The sequence below is a fragment of the Thermomonas sp. genome (assembly GCF_046293095.1).
In the GTDB taxonomy this organism is placed as follows: Bacteria; Pseudomonadota; Gammaproteobacteria; order Xanthomonadales; family Xanthomonadaceae; genus Thermomonas.
This window is the reverse complement of record NZ_JBKBPN010000002.1, coordinates 389,657-413,212: the sequence shown is the minus strand read 5'-3', so window position 1 is coordinate 413,212 and position 23,556 is coordinate 389,657. Positions and strand designations below refer to the sequence as shown.

Below are 23,556 nucleotides of genomic sequence, written 5' to 3'. Positions count from 1 at the left end.
CGCACGACTTGCGGCTATCGTGGGGCTGCGACGGGCGGCGTCATCGCGATGCGCGCCGGCCAAGACGGCGTTGAGGGGCACCGCATGGCAAGCCTGCAAACAGACGTGGTGGTTATCGGCGGCGGCCTCGCCGGCATCGTGACCGCGTTGGAAGCCCTGCGTGATGGCCAGCGCGTGGCGCTGGTGGATCGCGACACGCCCGAGCGCTTCGGCGGGCTGGCGCTGTGGGCGTTCGGCGGCATGGCGCTGGTGGACACGCCGCTGCAGCGCCGCCGCGGCATTGCCGACTCGCCCGAGCGCGCGCTGGCCGACTGGCTGCGCTTTGGCGAGCTTGATCCAAGTGACACCCATGCCGTGGCCTGGGCGCGCCACTATGTCGAGCGCTCGCGCACCGACGTGCATGACTGGCTGCAGGAACACGGCATCCGATTCATGCCGGCGGTGAACTGGGTGGAGCGCGGCCGCAACGGCGACGGCAACACCGTCCCGCGCTACCACATTGTCTGGGGCACATCGCGCGAACTGACGGGACGGATGATCGCCGCGTTGCGCGGGGCCGGCGCGGGCGGGAAGCTCACGCTGCTGCATCGCCATCGTGCCACCGCGCTGGAGACCACCGGTGGCCGCATGACCGGCGTGCTGGCCGTGGAGGACGGCACCGGTAAGGAGGTCCATATCGACGCGCCCGTCGTGGTGCTGGCCACCGGCGGCCTCAATGGCAGCCACGAAGCATTGCGCCGCCACTGGCCACCGGAGCGGCCGCTGCCGACCGAGCTGCTCAACGGCGCGCATCCGTTCGCCGATGGCCAGATGCACGACGAAGCAGCCCGGCTGGGCGCGCAGATCGTCCGTCCCGGCGAGATGTGGAACTACGCCGCCGGCATCCCCCACCCATTTCCGCATTTTCCCGGCCACGGGCTGTCGCTGATTCCCTGCAAATCGGCGCTGTGGCTGGATCACACGGGCCGCCGCATCGGCCCGGAACCGTTGGTCACCGGCTTCGACACCCATTGGCTGTGCCAGCGCGTGGCCGAACAGGCAACACCCTGGACCTGGCAGCTGCTCAACTGGCGCATCGCGATCAAGGAATTCGCCATCTCCGGCGCGGAACACAACCCCCGCATCCGCGACCGCCAGTTTGTGCGCTTCATGCTGGAAACACTTCTGGGCAATACCCGCCTGGTGCGGCAGATGCAGCAGGAAAGCCCGCATTTCCTGGTCGATGACACGCTGGCGGGCCTCGCCGCCAAAATGAACGCGCTGACCTGCTCGCACGACATCGACCCGGCGGTGCTGCAGGCCACGGTGGACGCCTTCGACGCGCACTTCGCCCCCGGCGCCAACCCACAGGACGACTGGCAGGTGCGGCGGATCCTGCACGCCCGCCAGTGGGGGCCAGACCGCCTGCGCACCTGCAAACCCGCCCCGCTGCAACTGCACGGCGCCGGCCCCTTCATCGCCATCCAGACCCGGTTGATCACCCGCAAGAGCCTGGGCGGGCTGCGTACCGACCTGTACAGCCGGGTGCTGGATGCCAATGACGCGCCGATCCCGGGCCTGTACTGCGTGGGCGAAGCCGCCGGTTTCGGCGGTGGCGGTGCCTGCGGCAAGCGCTCACTGGAAGGCACCTTCCTGCCCGGCTGCATCCTCACCGCGCAGGCCGCTGCCCGATCCATCACCGGAGTCTGATGCCATGAATGGAGCACACGCCCTGCTCAAAACCCTGGCCGATGCTGGCGTCGAGGTCTGCTTCACCAACCCCGGCACCAGCGAAATGCACTTCGTGGCCGCGCTGGACGCGGAGCCACGCATGCGCGCCGTGCTGTGCCTGTTCGAAGGCGTGGCCACCGGTGCCGCCGACGGCTATGCACGCATGGCCGGAAAACCCGCCGCGACCCTGCTGCACCTGGGGCCGGGCCTGGGCAACGGCCTGGCCAACCTGCACAACGCCCGCAAGGGCAAGGTGCCGGTGCTCAACATCGTCGGCGACCATGCCACCTACCACGTACCGCTGGATGCGCAGCTACAGTCCGACATCGAAACCGTGGCCCGCAACGTCTCGCCCGGCTTCGTGCGCACCGCGCAAGACACGGCAACGCTGTGCGCCGATGCGGTGGATGCAATCCGTGCGGCACGCGGCCTGCCCGGCCAGGTGGCCACGCTGATCCTGCCCGCCGATGTCAGTTGGAGCGAAGGCGGCACGCCCTGCCCACCCCCGCCGCCGCCCGCACCGCCGGCGGCGGACGACGCCACCGTGGCGAGCATCGCCAGCGCCATCCGCAGCGGCGGCAGCGCCGCACTGCTGCTGGGCGGTCAGGCCCTGCGCGAGCCGGGCCTGCTGGCCGCCGCACGCATCGCCGCCCACTGTGGCGTCAAGCTCTTCTGCGAAGTGTTTCCGACCCGGCTGGAGCGCGGCGCCGGCCTGCCGGCGCTAGAGCGGATCGCCTATCTGGCCGAACTGGCCACACTGCAGCTCACCGGCATCGAACACCTGGTGCTGGTCGATGCCAAGCCGCCGGTGTCCTTCTTCGCCTATCCCGGCAAGGCCAGCGAGTTGGTGCCCGCCGGCTGTACCGTGCATGCACTGGCAACCCCCGCCCAAGATGCCGTGGCCAGCTTGGAAAAGCTCGCCGCCGCGCTGGGCGCAACACAGGCCGCGCCCGCCTTGCAGTCCGCCTTCCGCCCCTCCCGCCCACGCGGCCGCCTCACCGCCGCCAAGGTCTGCAAAGCCGTCGGCCACCTGCTGCCGGAGCGCGCCATCGTCATCGACGAGGCCATCACCTCCGGCCTGCTGCTGGGCGCGATGACCGCCGGTTGTCCGCGCCATGACCTGCTCACCCTCACCGGCGGGGCGATCGGGCAAGGCCTGCCTAACGCCGTGGGCGCCGCCATCGCCTGTCCGGATCGCCCGCTGATCGCGCTGGTCGGCGACGGCAGCGCGATGTACACCCTTCAGGCGCTGTGGACGATGGCCCGCGAGCGCCTCGACGTCACCACGATCATTTTCAACAACGCCAGTTATTCGGTACTCAACGTCGAACTGGAGCGCGTGGGCGCCGACACCACCCCAGGCCCCAAGGCCCGCTCGCAGCTCGACCTCGACCAGCCACGGCTGGACTTCTGCCGGTTGGCGCAGGGCATGGGCGTGCACGCGGCCCGTGCCGACACCGCGGAAGCCTTCTGCAAGGCGCTGGAATACGCCCTCGCCCAGCCGGGTCCGCACCTCATCGAAGCCGTGGTGCCGGAGTCCCTGGGCGGCGCCAAGCGCCGCCTGCTGCCGTGGCTGCTGCGCTCGCTGCCGAACCTGCCGCTGCCCGTGGCGCGGGCGCTCAAGCGCAAGATCGCGCCCTGACCCGGCCGGCACCGTCACGCGCGGCCGCCGGGCCACGCGCCGGCGATTACAGCGTGGCCGCCGCCGCGATGATGTCCTCGTCCTTGGGAATCACCAGGAACGCCGCGCCGGCCAGCGGCGTGTAGGTGTCCGCACCCACGACGCGCCGGATCGGCTTGCCGCCGAAGCCGGCTTCGGTGATCGCGGTGATCACGCCCTCGCCGATGCCGGCGCTGAAGCGGCCTTCATCGACGACCAGGATGCGGTCGCACTCGCCCGCATGCTTCGCGATGGCCGCATGGTTCAGCGGCACCAGCCAGCGCAGGTCGACCACGCGCACCTTCCAGCCGTGCTTCTTCTCGATCTCACGCGCGGCGCGCAGGCTCATCGGCATGCCGTTGCCGAAGCTGAAGATCACGCAGTCGGTGGCCTCCGCGTTGTAGACGCGTTCCTCGCCCAGCACCAGCGCCCGGTCGGGCGTCGGGTATTCGGTCAGCCACTGGCCGTCGCCTGGCTCGTACAGGTCCTTGGTCATGTACAGCGCGATGGGCTCGAGCAAGGCCGTCACGCGACCGTCCACCCTCGCCAGCGCCGCCAGCGTGCGCAGCATCATCGCGGCGTCGTCGCCGCGCGACGGGCAGCCGACCACCAAGCCCGGGATGTCGCGCAGCGCGGTCACCGAGTTGTCGTTGTGGAAGTGCCCGCCGAAACCGCGCTGGTAGCCCAGGCCGGCGATGCGCACCACCATCGGGTTGCGGAACTGATCATTGCTGAAGAACTGCAGCGAGCACGCCTCGCCGCGCAGCTGGTCAATGGCGTTGTGCAGATAGGCCAGGTACTGGATCTCGGGGAACGGCAGCATCCCCATGTTGGCGAAGCCTTGGGCCAGCCCGAGGATCATGGTCTCGTCCAGCAGCGTGTTGAACACGCGCTTGCTGCCGAATGCCTTGTATAGGCCCTTAGTGACGGTGTACACGCCCCCCTTCTGGGCCACGTCCTCGCCGAACAGAAGGGTGTCCGGGTACTTGGCGAACAGGTCGTGCAGGGCCTGGTTGATCTGGATGGCCAGATGCCTGGCCGCCTGCTTCTCGGGCAGCTTGTCTTCGCCGCCGAACGCCTTCACGCGGGCATCGAAGGACGGCGCGCGGGTGGCCTCGGCCTGCACCTTGTCCGGCGTGTACGGCGCCAACGGGCGCATCACGTGCTCCAACGTTTCGATGCGCGGGCGGCGGTCGGCGTCCTCGGCGGCGGCGAAGCACTTGCGACGGGTGTCCTCGTACAGCGCCAGGATCTCGTCCTTGGTCATCAACCCGGACTCCAGCGCGATCGCGGCCGAGCGCAGCAGTGGATCACCCGCCTCCACCGCGCACAGCTCCTCGATGCTGCGCCACTCGATCTCGAAGTCGGTGCCGGCATGGCCCATGATGCGCTGGGTGCGCAGGTGCAGGAAGGTGGGCCGACGGGTGCGGCGGCAGTGCTCCACCGCACGCAGCACGTCGCCGTAGCCGGCGGCCAGGTCCAGGCCGTCAGCGAAGAAATAGTCGAGGTCGGGGCGGTTGCGGAAGCTTTCGCCGATCCAGCCCGTCGGCGTCTTCACCGAGATGCCGATGCCGTTGTCCTCGCAGACGAACAGCACCGGCGCCGGCAGCTTCTGGTAAGCGGTCCAGCTGGCCGCGTTGAACGCGGTCTGCGCGGTGGCGTGATTGGCGGACGCGTCGCCGAACGAGCAGATGACGATGGCATCATCCGGGATCGGCAGGCCCACACCAAGGCGCTTGCCAGCCTCGATCGCCACCGCGGTGCCCAGCGCCTTCGGCAGATGCGAGGCGATGGTCGAGGTCTGCGGCAGCACCCACAAGGGCTTGCTGCCCCAGACCTTGTGGCGGCCACCGCTGGCCGGGTCTTCCGCACTGGCGGCGAAGCTCAGCGCCGAATCCATGATCGGATCCATGCCCGGCAGCTTGCGGAAGCGCTCAGCCATGAAACCGCCGCTGCGGTAGTGCAGGAACGCCGGGTCGGTATGGCGCGCCGCGCGCGCGACCATCGCGTTGCCCTCATGGCCACTGGAGCCGATGGTGTAGAAGACCTTGTTCTGCACCCGCAGCACGCGGGCCATCAGGTCCAGGTGGCGCGAAATCAGCTGCGATTCGAACAGCTCGCGGAAGCCGCGGGCGTCCAGCGCGCTGCCGTCGAGGATTGCCTCATCCGGCGCCGGCTTGGGCTGCGTCTGCCCGTTCCAGCCGCGCACGAACTCCTGGAAGTTGACGTCGCAGATCTCGGCGCGGTTGAGGCCCTTCATGCGGGCCGGGATGGGGTTGGGGACGGTGGCGAACATACAGGTCTCCCCCGTCCATGAAGACGGGAAGGTCGAGGGAAAGGAAACTCAGGAGGACTGGTCGATCCGCGCCTGCGCCTCGGCATCTGGCGCCGGCAGCGGCACAAACCCCGGTGTTGCCGCGACGCGGGCCAACCAGTCGCGTACCGCCGGGTAGGCGTCGAGGGCGATGCCGCCGTGCGGGGCGACGCCGGTATAGGCGAACAGGGCGATGTCGGCGATGCCGTAATCGTCGCCAGTGAACCACGGCGTGGACGCGAGGTGCCGCTCCATCACCGCCAGCGCCGCATGCCCGCACTGGCGCAGCACCGGCAACCCGGCGCGACGCGGCGAGTCCAACGGGGTCCAGCCGCAGATGAAGCGGGCCACGGCGATGTAGGGTTCGTGGCTGTACTGCTCGAAGAACATCCACGACAGCGCCTGCGCCCGCTGCCACGGGTCGGCCGGCAGCAAGCCGCTGTCTTCCGCCAGCCAGCACAGGATGGCGTTCGATTCCACGAGGACGCGCCCGTCGTCGCGCTCGAGCATCGGCACCTTGCCATTGGGATTCTTGGCCAGGTACTCCGGCGTGCGCGTCTGGCCGCGGGAGCTATCGATCTCGACCCAGCGGTAATCACGGCCTTCCTGCCACCCCAGCTGGGCCAGCAGCAGGCGCACCTTGTGGCAGTTGCCGGACGCTGAGAAGCCGTGGACGCGCATCATGCGAAGCGCATCCGGTTGGCCATCCACTCCGCGCGGGTCTGGCCCCAAGCGTCGGAGGGTGCGGATTCATAGGGCGCCGGCAACACCACCGGACCGCGGTTGCAGGAACCCAGCCGACGGGCCAGCGCCTGCGAGGCCGCGTTGGCCGGATCGATGCAGTGGATGATGTCATCCCAGCCAAGCTGCGCGAATGCCCAGTCGATGGCGGCCACGGCCGCCTCGGTGGCGTAGCCGCAACCCCAGGCGTCCGGGTGGAAGGCCCAGCCGACCTCGTTGCCCGGCCAACCCTCCGGCTTCCACGGCCCCACTTGACCCAACCAGCGCCCGGTCGTCTTGTCGACGACCGAGAACATCGCGAAACCCTGCACCGCCCAGGCCCCGGGCATCTGCAGGAAGCGGCGCCAGGCCGCCGCGCGCGGCAATGCGCCGCCGATATGGCGGGTCGTCGCCTCGTCGGACAATGCCTCGGCGTAGCGGTCGAAGTCAGCCGCCTGCGGCACCCGCAACAGCAGGCGCGCGGTTTCGAGGACGGGCCCGGACATGCCGGCAGCTCCGGATCAGAACGCGTTGATGCCGGTCAGCTCGCGGCCCACCACCAGCTGGTGCACCGTCTCGGTGCCCTCGTAGGTGATGACCGACTCGAGGTTCAGCGCGTGGCGGATCGGGCAGTGCTCGGTGGTGATGCCGGCGCCGCCCAGCAGGTCGCGCGCCTCGCGGGCGATGTCGATGGCCATGCGCACGTTGTTCCACTTGGCCAGCGAGACCTGGGTAGGCTGCATGGTGCCGGCGTCCTTCAGCCGCCCCAGCTGCAGCGACAGCAGCTGCGCCGTGGTGATGCGGCGCGCCATGTCGGCCAGCTTCAGCTGCACGGCCTGGGTGGCGGCCACCGGGCGACCGAACAGGATGCGTTCCTTGGTGTACCGCAGTGCCTCGTCCAGGCACGCGACGGCGGCACCGATGGGGCCCCAGGTAATGCCATAGCGGGCCTGCGTGAGGCAGCCCAGCGGGCCTTTCAGGCCCTTCACATTCGGCAGGCGGTTGGAATCCGGCACGCGCACATTGTCGAAGAACAGCGCGCTGGTGACCGAGGCGCGCAGGCTCATCTTGTGCTTGACCTCCTGCGCCGTGAAGCCCGGCATGCCCTTCTCGACGAGGAAGCCCTGGATGCCCTCGTCGGTCATCGCCCAGACGATGGCGATGTCGGCCAAGTTGCCGTTGGTGATCCACATCTTGGAACCGTTGATCACCCAGTCGTCGCCGTCACGCTTGGCGTGGGTCTTCATGTTAGCCGGGTCCGAGCCGCCGTGCGGTTCGGTCAGGCCGAAGCAGCCGATGACCTTGCCCGCGGCCATGTCGGGCAGCCAGCGCTGGCGCTGCTCCTCGCTGCCGTAGGCGTAAATGGGATACATGCACAGCGAGCTCTGCACCGACACGAAGCTGCGGATGCCGGAATCACCGCGCTCCAGCTCCTGGCAGATCAGGCCGTAGCTGACGGAGTTCAGGCCGGCGCAGCCGTACTTTTCCGGCAGGGACGAGCCCAGCAGGCCCAGCCCGGCGATTTCGGGCACCAGTTCCTTCGGGAAACGCCCCTCGTCGAAGGCGTCGCCGATGATCGGCAGCACGCGTTCGTTGGTGAAGCGCGCCACGGTGTCCTGCACCGCGCGCTCTTCCTCGCTCAGCAGGGAACGGACGTCGTAGAGATCGTACGGATGCAGGGCCATGTGTTGACGGTCGAAATGGACGAACCGCCATTGTAATCGTGCAGGCCGCGCAATCGGTACGTACGAACCGCCCAATAAAGGCGGTCAATTTGCTGCGCTTTGCGCGAAAGCCGTGCGTTTCGACCGCCAGCCCCCTGCGGCGCCACGAATACAAGCGGGGCCGGATCGCTCCGGCCCCGCAGGGTGGCTCTGCATGGCGATATGAAGCCGAGGCTCAGCGCTGGGTCGTGGCGCCTTCGACCGCAGCAGTCTGAGTGACCACGCGACCGTCCACCACCGGCAGCTGGGCGCCCGGCTTTTCGTCCATGCGCACGGTGCGCTCCTCGCCGTTGTAGCGGTAGGTCACCTCGTAACCCACGGTCTTCTGGGCATCCCCCAGAGCGATGCGGCTGCCCGGCTTGGTCTCGGTGCGCATGCTGCCGGTGGTGCCGTCCGGGTTGCGGTAGGTCACCTTCCACGCCACGGTGCGGGCGCTGGTGGACGTGCTGTTGCCGGTCTCGCACTGGCGGTCGGTGCGCTCGACCACCTTGCCGCCCTCGTGGCGACGGTCGATCTCGCGGCCGGCATAGCCGCCGGCGACCGCACCGGCCACGGTGGCCAGCTTGCGGCCGTTGCCCTTGCCGACCTGGTTGCCGACGAGACCGCCGACCAGCGCACCCACCACGGTGCCGCCGACATCACCATCGCGCTCGGGCAGGCGCTCCTGCACGACCACATCCTTGCAGACCTGCTGCGGCGTGGTGGTAGTGCTGGACTCGCGGATCGGCTCGCTGCCGAGCACCGTGGCGTACTGCGCCTCGCGCTTGGTGATCGGCGTGACGGCGACGACCTCGGCGTAGTCCACCCGCGGCCCGGCCGGGATGGCGTTGTCCATCGGCGCACGCTGGTCGCCATTGGCCGCGGCTGGCGCCTGGACGGCCTGCGGCGCGGCGACCGGGGTGTCATGGCTGCGGCTGTTCATGTAGCCGGCGGTGGCGACGCCGCCAACCAGCAGCGCGGCAAGCGCGACGGCAAGGGTATTGTTCTTCGGCATCGGTGTTCTCCCGCAATGAAATTGAGTGGTGGGCCCCTGTCCCGGACGCGATTGCAGCACGGCGAATCTGAATTGTGCCCCAGCATCGCCGGCCGTGGACCGGCGGCATTCAGTTTGCTGACCGGAATGTTCAAGCGGCGTGCATGCTAGCGTTTCCGCCATGCCCAATCTCCTGATCGCCCCCCTGCTGCGCTGGCTTGGCCGGCTGAGCTTCCCCCGCCTGTTCCTGCTCAGCGCGGCGCTGTTCGTGCTGGACCTGCTGGTGCCGGACTTCATTCCGTTTGCGGACGAGCTGCTGCTGGGGCTGGGCACCCTGCTGCTGGCGCGCTGGAAGAAGCCGGCGCCCGGCAAGGGCAAGACTGTCCCCGCAGACGATACCCGGCGCTGAGATGCACCTGGTCGACAGCCACAGCCATTTCGACGCGGCCGAGTTCGACGCCGACCGCGGCGCCGCGCTTGTCCGCGCCCGCGCGGCGGGCGTGGTGGCACAGGTGGTGCCGGCGATCGACGCGGCCGGCTGGCCGACACTCAAGCAGGTCTGCGCACAGGCATCGGGGCTGCACCCCGCCTACGGCCTGCACCCGATGTTCATCGCCTCACATCGACCGGAGCATCTGGACGCCCTGCGCGGCTGGCTCGCGCGCGAGCGCCCGGTGGCCGTGGGCGAATGCGGGCTGGACTTCTTCGTCGAAGGTCTCGACCCGGAGGCGCAGCACGCCTGCTTCCTCGGCCAGCTGCGGCTGGCGCGGGAGTTCGATCTGCCCGTGATCGTGCATGCCCGTCGTGCCGTCGACGCGGTGATCGCCGCGATACGCAAGGTGGGCGGACTGCGCGGCGTGGTGCACAGTTTTTCCGGCAGCCCCGAGCAGGCAGCGCAGCTGCACGCGCAGGGCTTCCTGCTGGGGATCGGCGGGCCGGTCACCTATCCGCGCGCCAACCGCCTGCGCACGCTGGTGGCGACGATGCCGATCGAACAGCTGCTACTGGAAACCGACAGCCCCGACCAGCCAGGCGTCCGCCACCGCGGCCAGCGCAACGAGCCTGCCCACTTGCTGGACGTGCTGGACGAAGTGGCAACGCTGCGCGGCATCCCGCACGAGGCCGTGGCCGCGGCGACCACCGCCAACGCGGAACGGCTGTTCGGGATCACCGTGCGCTGAGCCGCGCAGCGCAGGCGCTCAGCCCCGTTTCTCCGGCTTGAGCAACATTTCAATCGCCTTGCCCACCGCGGCGAACGCGAACGCACCGGTGACGTGCGTCGCCGCGCCCAGGCCGGCGCCGCAGTCCAGCTTCAACGCCTCGTCCTTGCCCAGCTGCGGGCGCACGCCGCACACGCTGCCGTCGGCCTGCGGATAACGCACGTTCTCCAGCGAATACACCGCCGGCACGCCGAAGTAGCGGGCGTGGTTCCTGGGGAAGTTGAACTCGCCGCGCAGTTTCTTGCGAATCAGCGACAGCATCGCGTCGTGCTCGGTGCGCGAAAGATCCCGCACGCGGATCTGGGTGACGTCGCTGCGCCCACCGGCGGACCCCACGGTGATGATCGGCTGCTTGCTGCGGCGGCAGTACGCGATGGCTTCGACTTTGGTGCGGAAACTGTCGCAGGCGTCCAGCACCAGCTCGCCCGGGGCGTCCAGCAGCTCGGCCATGTTCGCCGGGGTGAGGAACTGCGGCACTAGGTCCAGCGCGATGCCGGGATGGATCGCGCGGCAGCGCTCGGCCATCGCCTCGATCTTGGCGCGCCCGTACTGGCCGTCCAGTGCCGGTAGCTGGCGGTTGGTGTTGGAGACGCACAGATCGTCGGCATCCACCAGGGTCAGCTTGCCCACGCCGCTGCGCGCCAGCGCTTCCACCGCCCACGAGCCCACGCCCCCGATCCCCACCACGGTGACGTGGCAGCGCGACAGCCGCGCCAATGCGCCGCTACCGTAGAGGCGGTCGATGCCGCCGAAACGTTCTTTCAGTGCCGTGTCCATGCCGCCAGTTTAATCGGCCGGGGCCCGCCGGCCTTCCGGCAAAGTGGCGAACGGCAGGACCGGTGGCGCCGCGCGACGCCTTCAAGCGCGTGCCGCGCGAACGGCGGCGTGCCACCCGGCGCGGCAGTTGCAAGCCGTGCTGCGCTGCGCCATGCTGCGGTCAGCGCCGTCCAGAGTTCCTGCTCCATGTCCGCGATCCGCGTCATCAAGAAGTACCCGAACCGCCGCCTCTACGACACCGAGATCTCGAGCTACATCACCATCGAGGACGTGCGCCAGCTGATCGTCGATGGCGAGTCCTTCGAAGTCCGCGACGCCAAGACCGGCGAAGACCTGACCCGGCAGGTACTGCTGCAGATCATCACCGAGCACGAACAGGACGGGCAGCCGATGCTGTCCACCCAGCTGCTCAGCCAGCTGATCCGCTTCTATGGCGACTCCCTGCAGGGCTTCATGGGCAACTATCTGGAGCGCTCCATGCAGCTGTTCCTGGAACAGCAGCAGCAGTTCCGTTCGCAGATGGGTGGCCTGCTCGGGCAGACGCCGTGGGCGGTGCTGAACCAGCTCACCGAACGCAACATGGCGCTGTGGAAGGATTTCCAGCAGCACCTTGGCAACGGGCTGGGCAGTGCCACCGCCACCCCACAGGCCAAGGACAAGCCGGAACGCAAGGCGCGCTGAGCGCGTCCCGCTCAATCCCCGTAGAGCAGCCAGCGGCGCGCGGCGTCCTCGCCGGAGAAGGTGCGGATGGTGATGCCGCGCTCGCGGCACAGGATCTCGCCGTACTCGCTGCCGGCGATGTCGTCCAGCAACTCCACGAACGCGATGCGGACACTGGCCATGCCGCCCTCCGCCATGACCTCGATGAGCGGGTGGATATCCGCGATATCGACGGTGGACTGCAGCTCCTCCAGCACCAGCAGCCGGGTGGCCCCGGTGGCCCGGCACTCGTCCCCCAACATCCGCCAGTAAGCCATCGAGACGGCCAGCGAATCGGTGCCGTCGAACACGAACGCACGCAGGTAGCCCGGCAACGACTCGAATCGGATCCGGAAGCCGGGTCCGTCGACGGTGCGTGGCGCGCTCAACCCAGCACCTCCAGCGGAATCCGGCCGATCCGGGCCTGCCACTCGCGCGGGCCGGTCTTGTGGACCGAGGTGCCGGCGGAATCCACCGCCACGGTCACCGGCATGTCCTTGACCTCGAACTCGTAGATCGCCTCCATGCCGAGGTCGGCGAAGCCGACCACGCGCGCGGCCTTGATCGCCTTCGAGACCAGGTAGGCCGCGCCGCCCACCGCCATCAGGTAGACCGACTTGTGCTTCTGGATGGCCTCGATCGCCGCCGGGCCGCGCTCGGCCTTGCCGATCATGCCCAGCAGGCCGGTCTGCGCCAGCACCTGCTCGGTGAACTTGTCCATCCGGGTGGCGGTGGTGGGGCCGGCCGGGCCCACCACCTCGTCGCGTACCGGATCAACCGGGCCGACGTAGTAGATGAAGCGGCCGTTGAAATCGACCGGCAGCGGCTCGCCCTTGTTCAGCATGTCGACCATGCGCTTGTGCGCGGCGTCGCGGCCGGTCAGCAGCTTGCCGTTGAGCAGCAGCACCTCGCCTGGCTTCCAGCTTGCAACGTCCTCGCGGGTCACGGTGTCGAGATCGACGCGACGGCCCTTCGAGGCGTCGTAGGTCAGCTTGGGCCAATGCTCCAGCGACGGCGCGTCCAGCATCACCGGGCCGGAGCCATCCAGGGTGAAGTGCGCGTGGCGGGTGGCCGCGCAGTTGGGGATCATCGCCACCGGCAGGTTGGCGGCGTGGGTCGGGTAGTCCTTGATCTTCACGTCCAGCACCGTGGTCAGCCCGCCCAGGCCCTGCGCGCCGATGCCCAGCGCATTGACCTTCTCGTACAGCTCGATGCGCAGCTCCTCGATGCGGTTGGATGGCCCGCGCGCGATCAGCGCCTGGATGTCGATGTGCTCCATCAGCGATTCCTTCGCCAGCAGCATCGCCTTCTCGGCGGTGCCGCCGATGCCGATGCCCAGCATGCCCGGCGGGCACCAGCCGGCGCCCATGGTGGGCACGGTCTTGAGCACCCAGTCGACGATGGAATCGGAAGGGTTGAGCATGGCGAACTTCGACTTCGCCTCGGACCCGCCGCCCTTGGCCGCCACGATCACGTCGAGTTTGTCGCCCGGCACGATCGAGACATTGATCACTGCCGGCGTGTTGTCCCTGGTGTTGCTGCGCTTGCCGGCGGGGTCGGCCAAGACGCTGGCCCGCAGCTTGTTGTCCGGGTGGTTGTAGGCGCGGCGAACGCCTTCGTTGACGGCGTCCTCCAGCGAGCCGGTGAAGCCCTCCCAGCGCACGTCCATGCCAACTTTCAGAAATACGGTGACGATGCCGGTGTCCTGGCACAGCGGGCGGTGGCCTTCGGCGGCCATGCGCGAGTTGATCAGGATCTGCGCCATCGCGTCCTTGGCCGCGGGCGACTCCTCGCGCTCGTAGGCGGCGGCGAGGCTGGTGATGTAGTCGACCGGATGGTAGTAGCTGATGTACTGCAGCGCATCGGCCACGGACTGGATCAGGTCTTCCTGCTTGATGGAGGTCACGGCAAACGGGGTTCCGGCGGGGGGACGGGAAGCGGGTATTTTAGACGCAGCCGTCGCCAACGCCTGAACGTCACGCGCCCCCACGATGTCACCGCCCCTGCCCCAGCCCCAACTGGACCTGCGCCAGCGCTTCGACGCGATCCGCAATATCGCGCCGTTCCTGCGCGGCATCTGGGCCACCAGCCCGAGCCTGACGCTGGCCTCGCTGGGGCTGCGGCTGGTGCGTGCCCTGCTGCCGGTCGCCACGCTGTACGTGGGCAAGCTGATCATCGACGAAGCGGTGCGGCTGGTCGGCCTGGGCACCGTGCACGCGCTGCTGCCGGCATGGCACGCCGGCCAGCTCGACCCGCTGCTGGCCCTGCTGGGGCTGGAGTTCGGCCTGGCCATCAGCTCCGACCTGCTGGGCCGGCTGGCGGGTTACGCGGACGCCCTGCTCTCCGAGCGCTTCACCAACGCCACCAGCATCCGGCTGATGGAGCACGCCGCCACGCTGGACCTCGAGGACTTCGAGGACGCCGACCTGCAGGACCGGCTGGACCGCGCGCGCCGGCAGACCATGGGCCGCATGAACCTGCTGGGCCAGCTGTTCGGCCAGGCCCAGGACGCCATCACCGTACTCAGTTTTGCCGTTGGCCTGCTGGCCTACGCGCCCTGGCTGATGGCGCTGCTGGCGGTGGCGCTGGTGCCCGCCTTCATCGGCGAATCGCATTTCAACGCGCTGAACTACTCGCTCAACTTCCAGTGGACGCCGGAGCGGCGCCAACTGGAATACCTCCGGCAGATGGGTGCCAGCGTGGAGACTGCGAAGGAGGTCAAGATCTTCGGCCTCAACCGCTTCTTCATCGAGCGCTTCCGCGCGCTTTCCGAGAAGTTCTACGAGGCCAACCGCCGGCTGGCGGGCCGGCGCGCGTTGTGGGGGACGCTGCTGGGGACGCTGGGCACGCTGGGCTACTACGTCGCTTACGCCTACCTCGCATGGCGGACGGTGCGCGGCGATTTCTCGATCGGCGACCTGACCTTCCTCGCCGGCAGCTTCCGGCGCCTGCGCCAGCTGCTGGAAAGCCTGCTCAGCGGGTTCTCGCAGGTGGCCGGGCAGGCCCTCTACCTGGAGGACCTGTATTCCTTCTTCGAACTGCAGCCGGAGATCACCAGCCGGCCCGGGGCGCTGCCGGTGCCCACACCAATCCGCCAGGGCTTCGTGTTCGAGAACGTGGGCTTCCGCTACGAAGGGTCGGAGCAGTGGGCGCTGCGCGGCCTGTCGTTCGAGCTGCGCGCCGGCGAGGTGCTGGCGCTGGTGGGCGAGAACGGCGCCGGCAAGACCACGCTGGTCAAGCTGCTGGCCCGCCTGTACGACCCGGACGAAGGCCGCATCCTGCTGGACGGCCGCGACCTGCGCGACTACGACCTGGACAGCCTGCGCGCCAGCATCGGCGTGATCTTCCAGGACTTCGTGCGCTACCACCTGACCGTGGCGGAGAACATCGGGGTGGGCCGCATCGAAGCCCTTGACGACCGCGCCCGGATCGAACGCGCCGCCCGCAAGGGCATGGCGGACGACGTCGTGGCCGGCCTGCCGCGGGGCTACGACCAGATCATCGGCCGGCGCTTCAAGGAAGGCGTGGACCTGTCTGGCGGCCAATGGCAGAAGATCGCGATCGCCCGCGCCTACATGCGCGAAGGCCAGGTGATGATCCTGGACGAACCCACCGCCGCACTGGACGCGCGCAGCGAATTCGAGGTGTTCGAGCGTTTCAAGGAGCTGTCCGCCGGGCGCACCGCCGTGCTGATCAGCCACCGCTTCAGCAGCGTGCGCATGGCCGACCGCATCCTGGTGCTGGCCGATGGCAAGGTGGAAGCCAGCGGCACCCACGAACAGCTGATGGCCCAGGGCGGCCGCTACGCCGAGCTGTTCGAACTGCAGGCCGCCGGCTACCGATGAAGGAGCTCCGCATGCCCGTCCTGCCCCGCCTTGCGCTCTGCCTCCTGCTTCCGCTGGCGCTGGATGCGTGCGCCCGCCCCGCACCGGGTACCGCCGGCGCCGAGCGCACGGAGGCCACGACCGCCGGCACGCTGCGGATCGACACCATCGCGACCGGCCTGGAGCATCCGTGGTCGGTCGCACTGCTGCCGGACGGCGGCTTCCTGGTCACCGAGCGCCCCGGCCGGCTGCGCCGTATCGACGCGCAGGGCCGGGTGTCGCCCCCGTTGGCCGGCGTGCCGGCGGTGTTCGCCGAAGGCCAGGGCGGGCTGCTGGACGTCGTGCTGGACCCGGGTTTCGCCGACAACCGGCGGCTCTGGCTGAGCTACGCCGAACCCGGCGATGGCGGCACCGCCGGTACCGCCGTGGCCACCGCCACCCTGGGCGATACCGGGCTGTCCGATCTGGGGGTGGTTTACCGCCAGCTGCCCAAGCTGGAAGGCCCCCACCATTTCGGCTCGCGCATCGCCTTCGACACCGTGAACGGCAAGCCCGGCGGCCATGTGTTCATCAGCCAGGGCGAGCGCAACCAGAAGGCGCTGGCGCAGGACCTGTCGGTGCTGCAGGGCAAGCTGGTGCGGCTGGACCTGGACGGCGGTATTCCGGCGGACAACCCCTTCGTGGGCCGCCCCGGTGCGCGCCCGGAGATCTGGAGCTACGGCCACCGCAACATGCAGGGGCTCGCCGTCGATCCGCGCACCGGCCGACTCTGGCAGAGCGAGCATGGTCCACGCGGCGGCGACGAGATCAACCGGCCCGAGGCCGGCAAGAACTACGGCTGGCCGGTGATCAGCGACGGCATGGACTACCTGACCAACCTGCCCTATCCCGAGACCCAGGGCCGCGCCACGCCCGGCATGGAGCGGCCGTACCACGTCTGGGCCAAGTCACCCGCGCTGTCCGGAATGGCGTTTCTTGTCGGCCATCCCGAGAGCGCCTGGAACAACAGCCTGCTGCTGGGGGCACTGGCCGGGCAGCGGCTGATCCGGCTGTCGCTGGACGGCGAGCGGATCGTCGGCGAGGAGCGCCTGCTGGGCGAGCTGCACAGCCGCATCCGCGACGTCCGCGTGGGCCCGGACGGGGCCGTCTACGTGCTGACCGACGAGGCGGATGGTCAGCTGCTGCGGGTGGTGCCACCGGCTGCCGCGAAACGCCAGGGAATCTCCGAAGAAAATGCCCGTCGGCCTCGGACGGACGGCCGATAACGTCAGGTGGCGCTGCTCAGACCATCTCCAGGCAAAGTCCAGTTTGCGCCGGATCAAACCCGATGCTGCAACGCACCGTAAAATAAGCGCTCCAATCTACCGACCCCCACCCGCATGGCCTCCCCCTTCGGCACCGAAACGGTGCTCGATGTCCGTCACTGGACCGACGCCTACTTCAGCTTCACCACCACCCGCGACGACGGCTTCCGGTTCGACAACGGCCAGTTCGTGATGATCGGGCTGGAAGTGGATGGCAAGCCAGTGATGCGCGCCTACTCCATCGCCAGCGCCAACTGGGAAGAGCAGCTGGAGTTCTTCAGCATCAAGGTACAGGACGGCCCGCTGACCTCGCGCCTGCAGCACATCCGGCCGGGCGACACGATCCTGATCGGCCGCAAACCCACTGGCACGCTGCTGGTCACCGACCTGCACCCCGGGCGCAACCTGTACCTGCTGGGCACCGGTACCGGCCTTGCACCGTGGCTGTCGGTGATCAAGGACCCGGAGACCTACGAACGCTTCGAGCGCGTGATCCTGTGCCACGGCGTGCGCGGCGCGGCCGACCTGGCCTACCGCGACTACATCGAGCGCGAGCTGCCCAACCACGCACTGCTGGGTGACATCCTCCGCGACCGCCTGCTGTACTACCCGGCGGTGTCGCGCGAGCCGTTCGAATTCCACGGCCGCGACCACCGCGGCCGCATCACCGACCACCTGGACCAGGGCCGGGTCGCCGAGGCGCTGGGGATCGAGGCGCTGGACCCGGCACACGACCGCGCGATGATCTGCGGCAGCCCGCAGATGCTGGCCGACTTCCGCGCCATCCTGGACCGCCGTGGCTTCACCGCCTCGCCGCGCATCGGCACGGCCGGCGAGTACGTGTTCGAGCGCGCGTTCGTCGAGAAATGAACCCGCGTGGCGGCTCAGCCGCCATGGCGCAGCCACAGCCGCGCATCCGGCTCGTTGGCGAACATGCGGATGCGGTAACCCCGCTCCAGCGCCAGCAGCTCCGCGTATTCGATGCGCGCCACCTGGTCCAGCCGCCCCTCGACATAGGCGATCCGCACAGCCTCCAGCCCCAGCCCGGCCACCCCGTCGAAGAAGCGCACCAGGTCCTCGTTGGACATCACCTCGCCCGGCAGCATGTCCAGCACCAGCAGATGGGTGGCGCCGCAGAGGGCGACCTCGCGGGCGATCTGCTGCCAATAACCGCGCGTCACTTCGAGGTTAGCCTCCGGCGCCACCTCGCCCTGCAACCGCACCGTCAGCAGTGGCGCCTGGTAATCGAACTCCAGATGCACGCCCCGGCTCATGCCAGTGCGGCCTCGATATCGCGCACCAGCGACTCCGGCTTGTCGGTGGGCGCATAGCGTTTGATCGGCAAGCCGTCGCGGCCGACCAGGAACTTGGTGAAGTTCCACTTGATGGCATCGATCCCCAGCAGCCCGCCCTTCTGCGCCTTCAGCCATTGCCACAGCGGATGCGCATTTGGACCGTTCACCTCGACCTTGGCGAACATCGGGAAGGTGACGTCGTAGGTCAGCGAACAGAACCTGCGGATCTCGTCGGCGCCGCCCGGCTCCTGGTGGCCGAACTGGTCGCAGGGGAAGCCCAGTACCACCAGCCCCTTGTCGCCGTATTTGCGCCAGAGCGCCTCCAGCCCGGCGTATTGCGGGGTGAAGCCGCATTTGCTGGCCACGTTGACGATCAACAGCGCCTTGCCACGCCACTGGGACAATGGCTGCCGGCTGCCATCCAGGGCGATGGCGTCGAAATCGTAGGCAGTCTTGGCGGCGGTCATGGCGGCACGGCGGGAAGCGGAAACGATTGATCCAGCCTATCCCCAAACTCCGCAAAATCAAATGCCGGCAGCGCCCCATCCTCTGGCACAGGGGCTTGACGCCGTATGCGGTACCCTTGGCCAGTCGTTCGTACCGGAAACCACACCCCATGACCCGACCCATTGCCTGCGTGCTCACGCTCGCCATCGCCGCCGCCCTGGGTGGCAACGCCGCCCACGCCGCGCAGAAGCAGGAGGCTTCTTCCTCGATGAGCAAGGCCAACGCCTACAGCGGCCCGTTCGCCGCGCCCAGCCCGCTGGACCTCAACTATCCGCAGTTCGACAGGATCAAGGACAGCGATTTCGCCCCCGCCTTCGACGCCGGCATGGCCCGGCAGCTGAAGGAAATAGAGGCGATCGCCAACAATCCGGAGGCCCCCACTTTCCAGAACACCATCGTGGCGATGGAGAAAAGCGGCCAGCTGCTCAACCGCGCCACCAGCGTGTTTTTCAACCTGGTCGGCACCGACAAGAACCCTGCCCGCGAGAAGCTCGAAACCGACTACGCGCCGAAGTTCTCCGCCCACAGCGACGCCATCGCGCTGAACCCCAAGCTGTTCGCGCGGATCAAGGCGCTGTACGACAGCCGCGACTCGCTGGGCCTGGACGCGGTGGACCGCAGACTGTTGGAAAAGCGCTACCAGGACTTCGTCCGCGCCGGCGCCGCGCTGACCGACGCGCAGAAGGCGCGGGTGCGCGAAATCAACACCGCGCTATCCAAGCTGGGCACCCAGTTCGACCAGAACGTACTGGCCGAGGTGAATGATTCCGCGGTTGTCGTCGACGACGCGGCCGCCCTGAAGGGCTTCAGCGACGAGCAGATCGCCGCCGCGGCCGAAGCTGCCAAGGCGCGATCCCTTCCCGGCAAGTACGTGATCGCCCTGCTCAACACCACCGGCCAGCCGGCCGAGGCGCAGCTGGAAGACCGCGCCCTGCGCCAACGCATCCACGAGGCCTCGGTGGCGCGCGGCAGCCGCGGCAACAAGTACGACAACACCGCGATCATCTCGCAGGTGCTGAAGCTGCGCGCCGAACGCGCCGCGCTGCTGGGCTACGACACCTACGCCAACTACGTGCTGGCCGACGAAACCGCCGCCAACCAGGACAACGTCAACGCGATGCTGCGCCAGCTGGCGCCCAAAGCGGTGGCCAACGCCCGCCGCGAGGGCGCCGAGCTGCAGGCGATGATCGACGCCGACCAGCAGGCCAAGGGCCAGCCGTCGTTCGCCCTGCAGCCGTGGGATTGGTCTTTCTACAGCGAGAAAGTGCGCGCGGCCAAGTACAGCTTCGATGAGAGCCAGCTCAAGCCGTACTTCGAGATGCGGAACGTGCTGGAGAACGGCGTGTTCTACGCAGCCAACCGCCTGTACGGGCTGACCTTCAAGGAGCGCACCGATCTGCCGAAGTATCACCCCGACACGTGGACCTACGACGTGTTCGACAAGGATGGCAAGCGCCTGGCCATTTTCATCTGGGACCCGTATGCGCGCGCGTCCAAGCGCGGCGGCGCCTGGATGAACACCTACGTGGCGCAGTCGGACCTGACCGGCGAGAAGCCGGTGGTCGCCAACCACCTGAACATCCCGAAACCCTCGGCCGGCAAGCCCACCCTGCTGACCTGGGACGAGGTGACCACCGCGTTCCACGAATTCGGCCACGCGCTGCACGGCTTCTTCCAGGCCGTGCGCTACCCGTATTTCTCGATGAACGTGCCGCGCGACTTCGTGGAATACCCGTCGCAGGTCAACGAGATGTGGGCCGACTGGCCGGAGGTGCTGGCCCACTACGCCAAGCACTACCAGACCGGCGAGGCGATGCCGCAGGCGCTGCTGGACAAGGTGATCGCGGCGTCGAAGTTCAACCAGGGCTTCGCCACCACCGAGTATCTGGAAGCGGCGATGCTGGACCAGCGTCTGCACCAGCTGCCGATGGACAAGATTCCCGCCGCCGACGGCGTGATGGCCTTCGAGGCGCAGGCGCTGAAGGCCGACGGCTTCGACTACCCGCCGGTGCCGCCGCGCTACCGCACGCCCTACTTCAGCCACATCATGGGCGGCTACGCGGCCGGCTACTACGCCTATATCTGGTCGGAGGTGCTGGCGGCGAACACCTCCAAGTACATCCGCGAGCATGGCGGCCTGAGCCTGGCCAACGGCGACCGCCTGCGCGCCAAGGTGCTGGCACCGGGCGGCGAGATCGAGCCGGGCAAGCTGTTCCCGAACTTCGCCGGCTACGAGGCCAGGATCGAGCCGCTGCTGGAGCAACGCGGGCTGGACAGCAAGTAAGCCCAGCTGCAGCACGGCTCTCGACGGCGCCCCTTCGGGGGCGTCGTTCGTTTCGGCCGCCGCGCGCCAGGCGGTTCTCGGCCACGAAAAAGCCCCGCCGGAGCGGGGCTTTTTCCTGTTCGCCTGTCGCCAGGGCTCACTCGCCCATCTGCTTCTGCAGGTGCTCCCAGCGCTCCTGGGCATCAATGGTGCGCTCCGCGGTCAGGCGGGCCTCCAGACGCTCCAGGCCGATCTCCTCGCCGGTGTCCACGCAGAACCCGTAGTCGCCGCTGTCCACGCGCTTGAGCGTGCTGTCGATCTTGCCGATCAGCTTGCGGTAACGGTCGCGGGTGCGCAGTTCCAGCGAGTTCTCGGTCTCGCGGGTGGCGCGCTCGGCCTCATCGCCGATATCGCGGACTTCCTCGCGCAGGTTCTCGATGGTCTGCTTGGACTCCTCGACCAGCTCTGCACGCCACTGCAGGAGGCGCTGGCGGAAATACTCCAGCTGCAGGGGATTCATGTATTCCTCGTCGGCCGATGGCTTGTAGCCGGCCGGCAGGATCGGCCGCCCGGTGGTTTCATCCACCTTGTAGGGCACGACTTTGTACTTTGGCGTCCTGGTCGAGGCAACCGGCCCCTCGGACGTCTTCTTCCTTGCAACCATTACTTTCCCTTCGGTCTTGACCGCAACCGGCGCCGGCTTGGGGGCTGACGGCGGGGTCACGGGCTTTTGTGCATCCTTCTTCGAAACGATCGGCTTGGCCGGCGCCTGCGGCGCGGGCTTGGGCGCAGACGCATTCGTCCTGGTGTCCTTTGCTGGCACCGGCGCCTTGACCGGTACAGGCTTCTTCGCCGGCGCCGGCTTGGCGGCGGTTTTGGCCGGCGCCTTGGGCGCAGGGGCCGCCTTCTTCGCGACCGGCTTCACCGCGGCCTTGGTCACGGCCTTCGCCACCGGCTTGGCCGCTTTCTTCGCGGCCACCTTGGGTACCGGCTTGGCCGGTGCCTTCTTCACTGGAGCCTGCTTGGCGGCAACTGCCGCCTTCTTTGCAGGCACCGCCTTCTTGGCGGGCGCTGCCTTCTTCGACGGTGCCGCCTTCTTGACAGGCGCGGTTTTCTTGGCAGCGGTCTTGGCTACCGGCTTTGCAGCCGCCTTCTTGGCGGGGGCCGGCTTCTTGGCCGGGGCGACCTTCTTGGCCGGTTTGACGGCCTTCTTGGCGGGTTTCTTCGCTGCCACGTCCGGACTTCCTTTCGTTTTCCCTTGAGGCGGGAAGGCGCGCTGTTATACCCTGCCCTGCGCTGGGCAGCAACCACGCAGGCCCTGCACAACCGCCCGCCGCGGGCGCCGCCGCCACTCCGTGATCGACAATCTCCTCATCGCGCTGCTGCGCGGCTACAAGCGCTGGATCAGCCCCCTGCTGGGGACGCGCTGCCGGTTCGTGCCCACCTGCTCGGAATACGCGATGGAAGCGATCGGCCGGTTTGGCGCGATCAAGGGCAGCTGGCTGGCGATCCGCCGCATCGGCCGCTGCCACCCGCTGCACCCCGGCGGACACGACCCGGTGCCGCCGCGCTGAGCCCTTACACGGCGGGCGCCAGCCTCACCCGTTGCGGCCGCTGACGCTGGCCACCGCGTCATGCGGGTGCAGGCTTTCGAAATGGGCCACGCGCGCGCTCCAAGCCGCGATGCGGGCGTCGCCCGCCAGCACCGCGGCCACGCGACGGGCGGCATCCTCGCAGAACATCAGGTTGGCGGCATTGGCCTGCGCGAACGCCTGCTCATCCTCGCGCTTGACCGCGGTCTGCACCGGCGTACCCAGCGCGGCTTCCACCGCATCCACCAGCGCAACCAGCGGAAGCGCGTCGAAGGCCGGCTTCAGCTCGACGCGGACCTCCGCACGGCTGCGCTGGGCGTGCGGCGTGGCGGCAAGGCCGCGCTCCCCCTCCAGCCAGGCGCGCACGGTCTCGACCGGCACCGCGTCGGCCTGCGCGAACTCATCCGCGAAGCGCCGCCCGTTGGCCTGCCGTGACAGCGCCGCGGAGGCCGGACAGGTGCTCGAATACTCCACGGAAAAACCGAGCACGAGGTGCAGATGGCCCTCGGTCAGCTCGGCCTCGACCTCCACCGGATAGCGCTTCCAGCCGGCATTGTCGCTGCGCAGTGCGCGGCGCAGGAGCAGCTGGTCGAAACGCAGCCGCAGACGCGCGCGGGTGGCCAGCCCCTGCTGCGAGGCGATACAGGCCTCCAGCAGACGGCGCAGCGCCGGCGCAGCCAGCGTCTCGTGGGCCAACCCCTGCTGCAGCTGCAGATAGAGGCGGGACATGTGGATGCCGCGGGTGTCCGGCGTGCCGAGGTTCACCGCCACGTCGACGCTGGCAGGGACCAGCAGTGGCGCATCGCCTTCAGCTGCCACCCGGATCGGCAGCGCCATGCCGTCCATGCCCACCCAGTCGAGCGCGCGGGCCTGGGCGGCGGCGTCGAAGGCGACATCGGGGAGGATCGGCGAAGTCACGGTCTTGTGCATTGCGACATTGTACCGGCGCCGGGCAGTGCGCCCCTGCAACGCTG

At 68.7% G+C, this 23,556-nt stretch carries 22 protein-coding genes; 10 read left to right on the top strand and 12 right to left on the bottom strand.

Translation table 11 applies throughout. The features are described 5' to 3' along the window. The first annotated feature begins 84 nt into the window (after positions 1 to 84). Both ACK4SG_RS05350 and ACK4SG_RS05345 read left to right on the top strand, forming a co-directional pair. The gene (locus ACK4SG_RS05350; protein WP_409600445.1) at positions 85 to 1,689 is read left to right on the top strand and encodes an FAD-dependent oxidoreductase; all 1,605 of its coding nucleotides are present in this window, start codon (positions 85 to 87) and stop codon (positions 1,687 to 1,689) included. A gap of 4 nt (positions 1,690 to 1,693) precedes the next feature. Further along, complete coding sequence (locus ACK4SG_RS05345; protein ID WP_409600443.1) at positions 1,694 to 3,352, top strand: acetolactate synthase large subunit; 1,659 nt, start codon at positions 1,694 to 1,696, stop codon at positions 3,350 to 3,352. 46 nt (positions 3,353 to 3,398) lie between these two features. On the opposite strand, the gene ACK4SG_RS05340 is transcribed toward ACK4SG_RS05345, so the two are convergent. From ACK4SG_RS05340 to ACK4SG_RS05320, 5 genes are all read right to left on the bottom strand, one after another. Next, positions 3,399 to 5,666, bottom strand: a complete 2,268-nt coding sequence (locus tag ACK4SG_RS05340) for a thiamine pyrophosphate-dependent enzyme (protein WP_409600441.1) — start codon at positions 5,664 to 5,666, stop codon at positions 3,399 to 3,401. A gap of 48 nt (positions 5,667 to 5,714) precedes the next feature. After that, the gene (locus tag ACK4SG_RS05335; RefSeq protein WP_409600725.1) at positions 5,715 to 6,365 is read right to left on the bottom strand and encodes a glutathione S-transferase family protein; all 651 of its coding nucleotides are present in this window, start codon (positions 6,363 to 6,365) and stop codon (positions 5,715 to 5,717) included. After that, the gene (locus ACK4SG_RS05330; RefSeq protein ID WP_409600439.1) at positions 6,365 to 6,910 is read right to left on the bottom strand and encodes a GNAT family N-acetyltransferase; all 546 of its coding nucleotides are present in this window, start codon (positions 6,908 to 6,910) and stop codon (positions 6,365 to 6,367) included. The genes ACK4SG_RS05335 and ACK4SG_RS05330 overlap by 1 nt, the downstream gene beginning before the upstream one ends. A 15-nt stretch (positions 6,911 to 6,925) precedes the next feature. Further along, entirely contained in the window at positions 6,926 to 8,089 is a 1,164-nt protein-coding gene (locus ACK4SG_RS05325; protein ID WP_409600437.1) for an acyl-CoA dehydrogenase family protein, read from the bottom strand. A gap of 214 nt (positions 8,090 to 8,303) precedes the next feature. Beyond that, positions 8,304 to 9,122: a glycine zipper 2TM domain-containing protein gene (locus ACK4SG_RS05320; protein WP_409600435.1), complete on the bottom strand. Its 819-nt coding sequence runs from the start codon at positions 9,120 to 9,122 to the stop codon at positions 8,304 to 8,306. 160 nt (positions 9,123 to 9,282) lie between these two features. Between ACK4SG_RS05320 and ACK4SG_RS05315 the strand changes: the two genes are divergently transcribed. Continuing rightward, on the top strand, positions 9,283 to 9,510 hold the full coding sequence (locus ACK4SG_RS05315) for a DUF6116 family protein (RefSeq protein WP_409600433.1): 228 nt from the start codon (positions 9,283 to 9,285) through the stop codon (positions 9,508 to 9,510). Between the two features lies 1 nt (position 9,511). Beyond that, positions 9,512 to 10,282: a TatD family hydrolase gene (locus ACK4SG_RS05310; RefSeq protein ID WP_409600431.1), complete on the top strand. Its 771-nt coding sequence runs from the start codon at positions 9,512 to 9,514 to the stop codon at positions 10,280 to 10,282. Positions 10,283 to 10,300: 18 nt separating this feature from the next. On the opposite strand, the gene ACK4SG_RS05305 is transcribed toward ACK4SG_RS05310, so the two are convergent. After that, positions 10,301 to 11,098, bottom strand: coding sequence for a ThiF family adenylyltransferase (locus tag ACK4SG_RS05305; RefSeq protein ID WP_409600429.1), 798 nt, complete (start codon positions 11,096 to 11,098; stop codon positions 10,301 to 10,303). A gap of 186 nt (positions 11,099 to 11,284) precedes the next feature. Here ACK4SG_RS05305 and phaR point away from each other — a divergent pair, with 186 nt between their 5' ends. Beyond that, the gene (gene phaR, locus ACK4SG_RS05300) at positions 11,285 to 11,779 is read left to right on the top strand and encodes a polyhydroxyalkanoate synthesis repressor PhaR (RefSeq protein ID WP_409600427.1); all 495 of its coding nucleotides are present in this window, start codon (positions 11,285 to 11,287) and stop codon (positions 11,777 to 11,779) included. A gap of 11 nt (positions 11,780 to 11,790) precedes the next feature. On the opposite strand, the gene ACK4SG_RS05295 is transcribed toward phaR, so the two are convergent. Both ACK4SG_RS05295 and ACK4SG_RS05290 read right to left on the bottom strand, forming a co-directional pair. Then, positions 11,791 to 12,186, bottom strand: a complete 396-nt coding sequence (locus ACK4SG_RS05295; protein WP_409600425.1) for a hypothetical protein — start codon at positions 12,184 to 12,186, stop codon at positions 11,791 to 11,793. Further along, positions 12,183 to 13,703, bottom strand: a complete 1,521-nt coding sequence (locus ACK4SG_RS05290; protein WP_409600423.1) for a fumarate hydratase — start codon at positions 13,701 to 13,703, stop codon at positions 12,183 to 12,185. The genes ACK4SG_RS05295 and ACK4SG_RS05290 overlap by 4 nt, the downstream gene beginning before the upstream one ends. Before the next feature lie 85 nt (positions 13,704 to 13,788). On the opposite strand from ACK4SG_RS05290, the gene ACK4SG_RS05285 reads away from it, so the two are divergent. From ACK4SG_RS05285 to ACK4SG_RS05275, 3 genes are all read left to right on the top strand, one after another. Beyond that, positions 13,789 to 15,642: an ABC transporter ATP-binding protein gene (locus tag ACK4SG_RS05285; protein ID WP_409600421.1), complete on the top strand. Its 1,854-nt coding sequence runs from the start codon at positions 13,789 to 13,791 to the stop codon at positions 15,640 to 15,642. 11 nt (positions 15,643 to 15,653) lie between these two features. Further along, complete coding sequence (locus ACK4SG_RS05280; protein WP_409600419.1) at positions 15,654 to 16,886, top strand: PQQ-dependent sugar dehydrogenase; 1,233 nt, start codon at positions 15,654 to 15,656, stop codon at positions 16,884 to 16,886. A 114-nt stretch (positions 16,887 to 17,000) separates the two neighbouring features. Then, on the top strand, positions 17,001 to 17,795 hold the full coding sequence (locus ACK4SG_RS05275) for a ferredoxin--NADP reductase (protein WP_409600417.1): 795 nt from the start codon (positions 17,001 to 17,003) through the stop codon (positions 17,793 to 17,795). 14 nt (positions 17,796 to 17,809) lie between these two features. On the opposite strand, the gene ACK4SG_RS05270 is transcribed toward ACK4SG_RS05275, so the two are convergent. Next, entirely contained in the window at positions 17,810 to 18,199 is a 390-nt protein-coding gene (locus ACK4SG_RS05270) for a hypothetical protein (protein ID WP_409600415.1), read from the bottom strand. Then, a complete protein-coding gene (locus ACK4SG_RS05265) occupies positions 18,196 to 18,687 on the bottom strand; it encodes a glutathione peroxidase (protein WP_409600413.1) in 492 nt (163 codons plus the stop codon). The genes ACK4SG_RS05270 and ACK4SG_RS05265 overlap by 4 nt, the downstream gene beginning before the upstream one ends. 149 nt (positions 18,688 to 18,836) lie before the next feature. Between ACK4SG_RS05265 and ACK4SG_RS05260 the strand changes: the two genes are divergently transcribed. Continuing rightward, entirely contained in the window at positions 18,837 to 21,011 is a 2,175-nt protein-coding gene (locus tag ACK4SG_RS05260) for a M3 family metallopeptidase (RefSeq protein WP_409600411.1), read from the top strand. 136 nt (positions 21,012 to 21,147) lie between these two features. On the opposite strand, the gene dksA is transcribed toward ACK4SG_RS05260, so the two are convergent. Beyond that, positions 21,148 to 22,224 (bottom strand): RNA polymerase-binding protein DksA, encoded by a 1,077-nt coding sequence (gene dksA / locus ACK4SG_RS05255; protein ID WP_409600409.1) that lies wholly within the window; start codon positions 22,222 to 22,224, stop codon positions 21,148 to 21,150. Positions 22,225 to 22,345: 121 nt separating this feature from the next. Here dksA and yidD point away from each other — a divergent pair, with 121 nt between their 5' ends. Then, positions 22,346 to 22,564 carry a membrane protein insertion efficiency factor YidD gene (gene yidD, locus ACK4SG_RS05250; protein WP_409600407.1) on the top strand — a complete coding sequence of 73 codons (219 nt, stop codon included), beginning with the start codon at positions 22,346 to 22,348 and terminating at the stop codon, positions 22,562 to 22,564. A 24-nt stretch (positions 22,565 to 22,588) separates the two neighbouring features. On the opposite strand, the gene folE2 is transcribed toward yidD, so the two are convergent. Continuing rightward, positions 22,589 to 23,512, bottom strand: a complete 924-nt coding sequence (gene folE2 / locus ACK4SG_RS05245) for a GTP cyclohydrolase FolE2 (protein WP_409600405.1) — start codon at positions 23,510 to 23,512, stop codon at positions 22,589 to 22,591. Positions 23,513 to 23,556 lie beyond the last annotated feature (44 nt).

What these genes read in the sequence shown, in the direction of transcription:
- phaR (WP_409600427.1), top strand. Translation starts at nt 11,285, where the DNA reads ATGTCCGCGATCCGCGTCATCAAGAAGTACCCGAACCGCCGCCTCTAC.
- ACK4SG_RS05270 (WP_409600415.1), bottom strand. Translation starts at nt 18,199, where the DNA reads ATGAGCCGGGGCGTGCATCTGGAGTTCGATTACCAGGCGCCACTGCTG.
- ACK4SG_RS05320 (WP_409600435.1), bottom strand. Translation starts at nt 9,122, where the DNA reads ATGCCGAAGAACAATACCCTTGCCGTCGCGCTTGCCGCGCTGCTGGTT.
- ACK4SG_RS05265 (WP_409600413.1), bottom strand. Translation starts at nt 18,687, where the DNA reads ATGACCGCCGCCAAGACTGCCTACGATTTCGACGCCATCGCCCTGGAT.
- ACK4SG_RS05315 (WP_409600433.1), top strand. Translation starts at nt 9,283, where the DNA reads ATGCCCAATCTCCTGATCGCCCCCCTGCTGCGCTGGCTTGGCCGGCTG.
- ACK4SG_RS05275 (WP_409600417.1), top strand. Translation starts at nt 17,001, where the DNA reads ATGGCCTCCCCCTTCGGCACCGAAACGGTGCTCGATGTCCGTCACTGG.
- ACK4SG_RS05330 (WP_409600439.1), bottom strand. Translation starts at nt 6,910, where the DNA reads ATGTCCGGGCCCGTCCTCGAAACCGCGCGCCTGCTGTTGCGGGTGCCG.
- ACK4SG_RS05345 (WP_409600443.1), top strand. Translation starts at nt 1,694, where the DNA reads ATGAATGGAGCACACGCCCTGCTCAAAACCCTGGCCGATGCTGGCGTC.
- ACK4SG_RS05340 (WP_409600441.1), bottom strand. Translation starts at nt 5,666, where the DNA reads ATGTTCGCCACCGTCCCCAACCCCATCCCGGCCCGCATGAAGGGCCTC.
- ACK4SG_RS05335 (WP_409600725.1), bottom strand. Translation starts at nt 6,365, where the DNA reads ATGCGCGTCCACGGCTTCTCAGCGTCCGGCAACTGCCACAAGGTGCGC.
- ACK4SG_RS05350 (WP_409600445.1), top strand. Translation starts at nt 85, where the DNA reads ATGGCAAGCCTGCAAACAGACGTGGTGGTTATCGGCGGCGGCCTCGCC.
- ACK4SG_RS05325 (WP_409600437.1), bottom strand. Translation starts at nt 8,089, where the DNA reads ATGGCCCTGCATCCGTACGATCTCTACGACGTCCGTTCCCTGCTGAGC.
- ACK4SG_RS05285 (WP_409600421.1), top strand. Translation starts at nt 13,789, where the DNA reads ATGTCACCGCCCCTGCCCCAGCCCCAACTGGACCTGCGCCAGCGCTTC.
- ACK4SG_RS05310 (WP_409600431.1), top strand. Translation starts at nt 9,512, where the DNA reads ATGCACCTGGTCGACAGCCACAGCCATTTCGACGCGGCCGAGTTCGAC.
- ACK4SG_RS05305 (WP_409600429.1), bottom strand. Translation starts at nt 11,098, where the DNA reads ATGGACACGGCACTGAAAGAACGTTTCGGCGGCATCGACCGCCTCTAC.
- ACK4SG_RS05260 (WP_409600411.1), top strand. Translation starts at nt 18,837, where the DNA reads ATGACCCGACCCATTGCCTGCGTGCTCACGCTCGCCATCGCCGCCGCC.
- folE2 (WP_409600405.1), bottom strand. Translation starts at nt 23,512, where the DNA reads ATGCACAAGACCGTGACTTCGCCGATCCTCCCCGATGTCGCCTTCGAC.
- ACK4SG_RS05280 (WP_409600419.1), top strand. Translation starts at nt 15,654, where the DNA reads ATGCCCGTCCTGCCCCGCCTTGCGCTCTGCCTCCTGCTTCCGCTGGCG.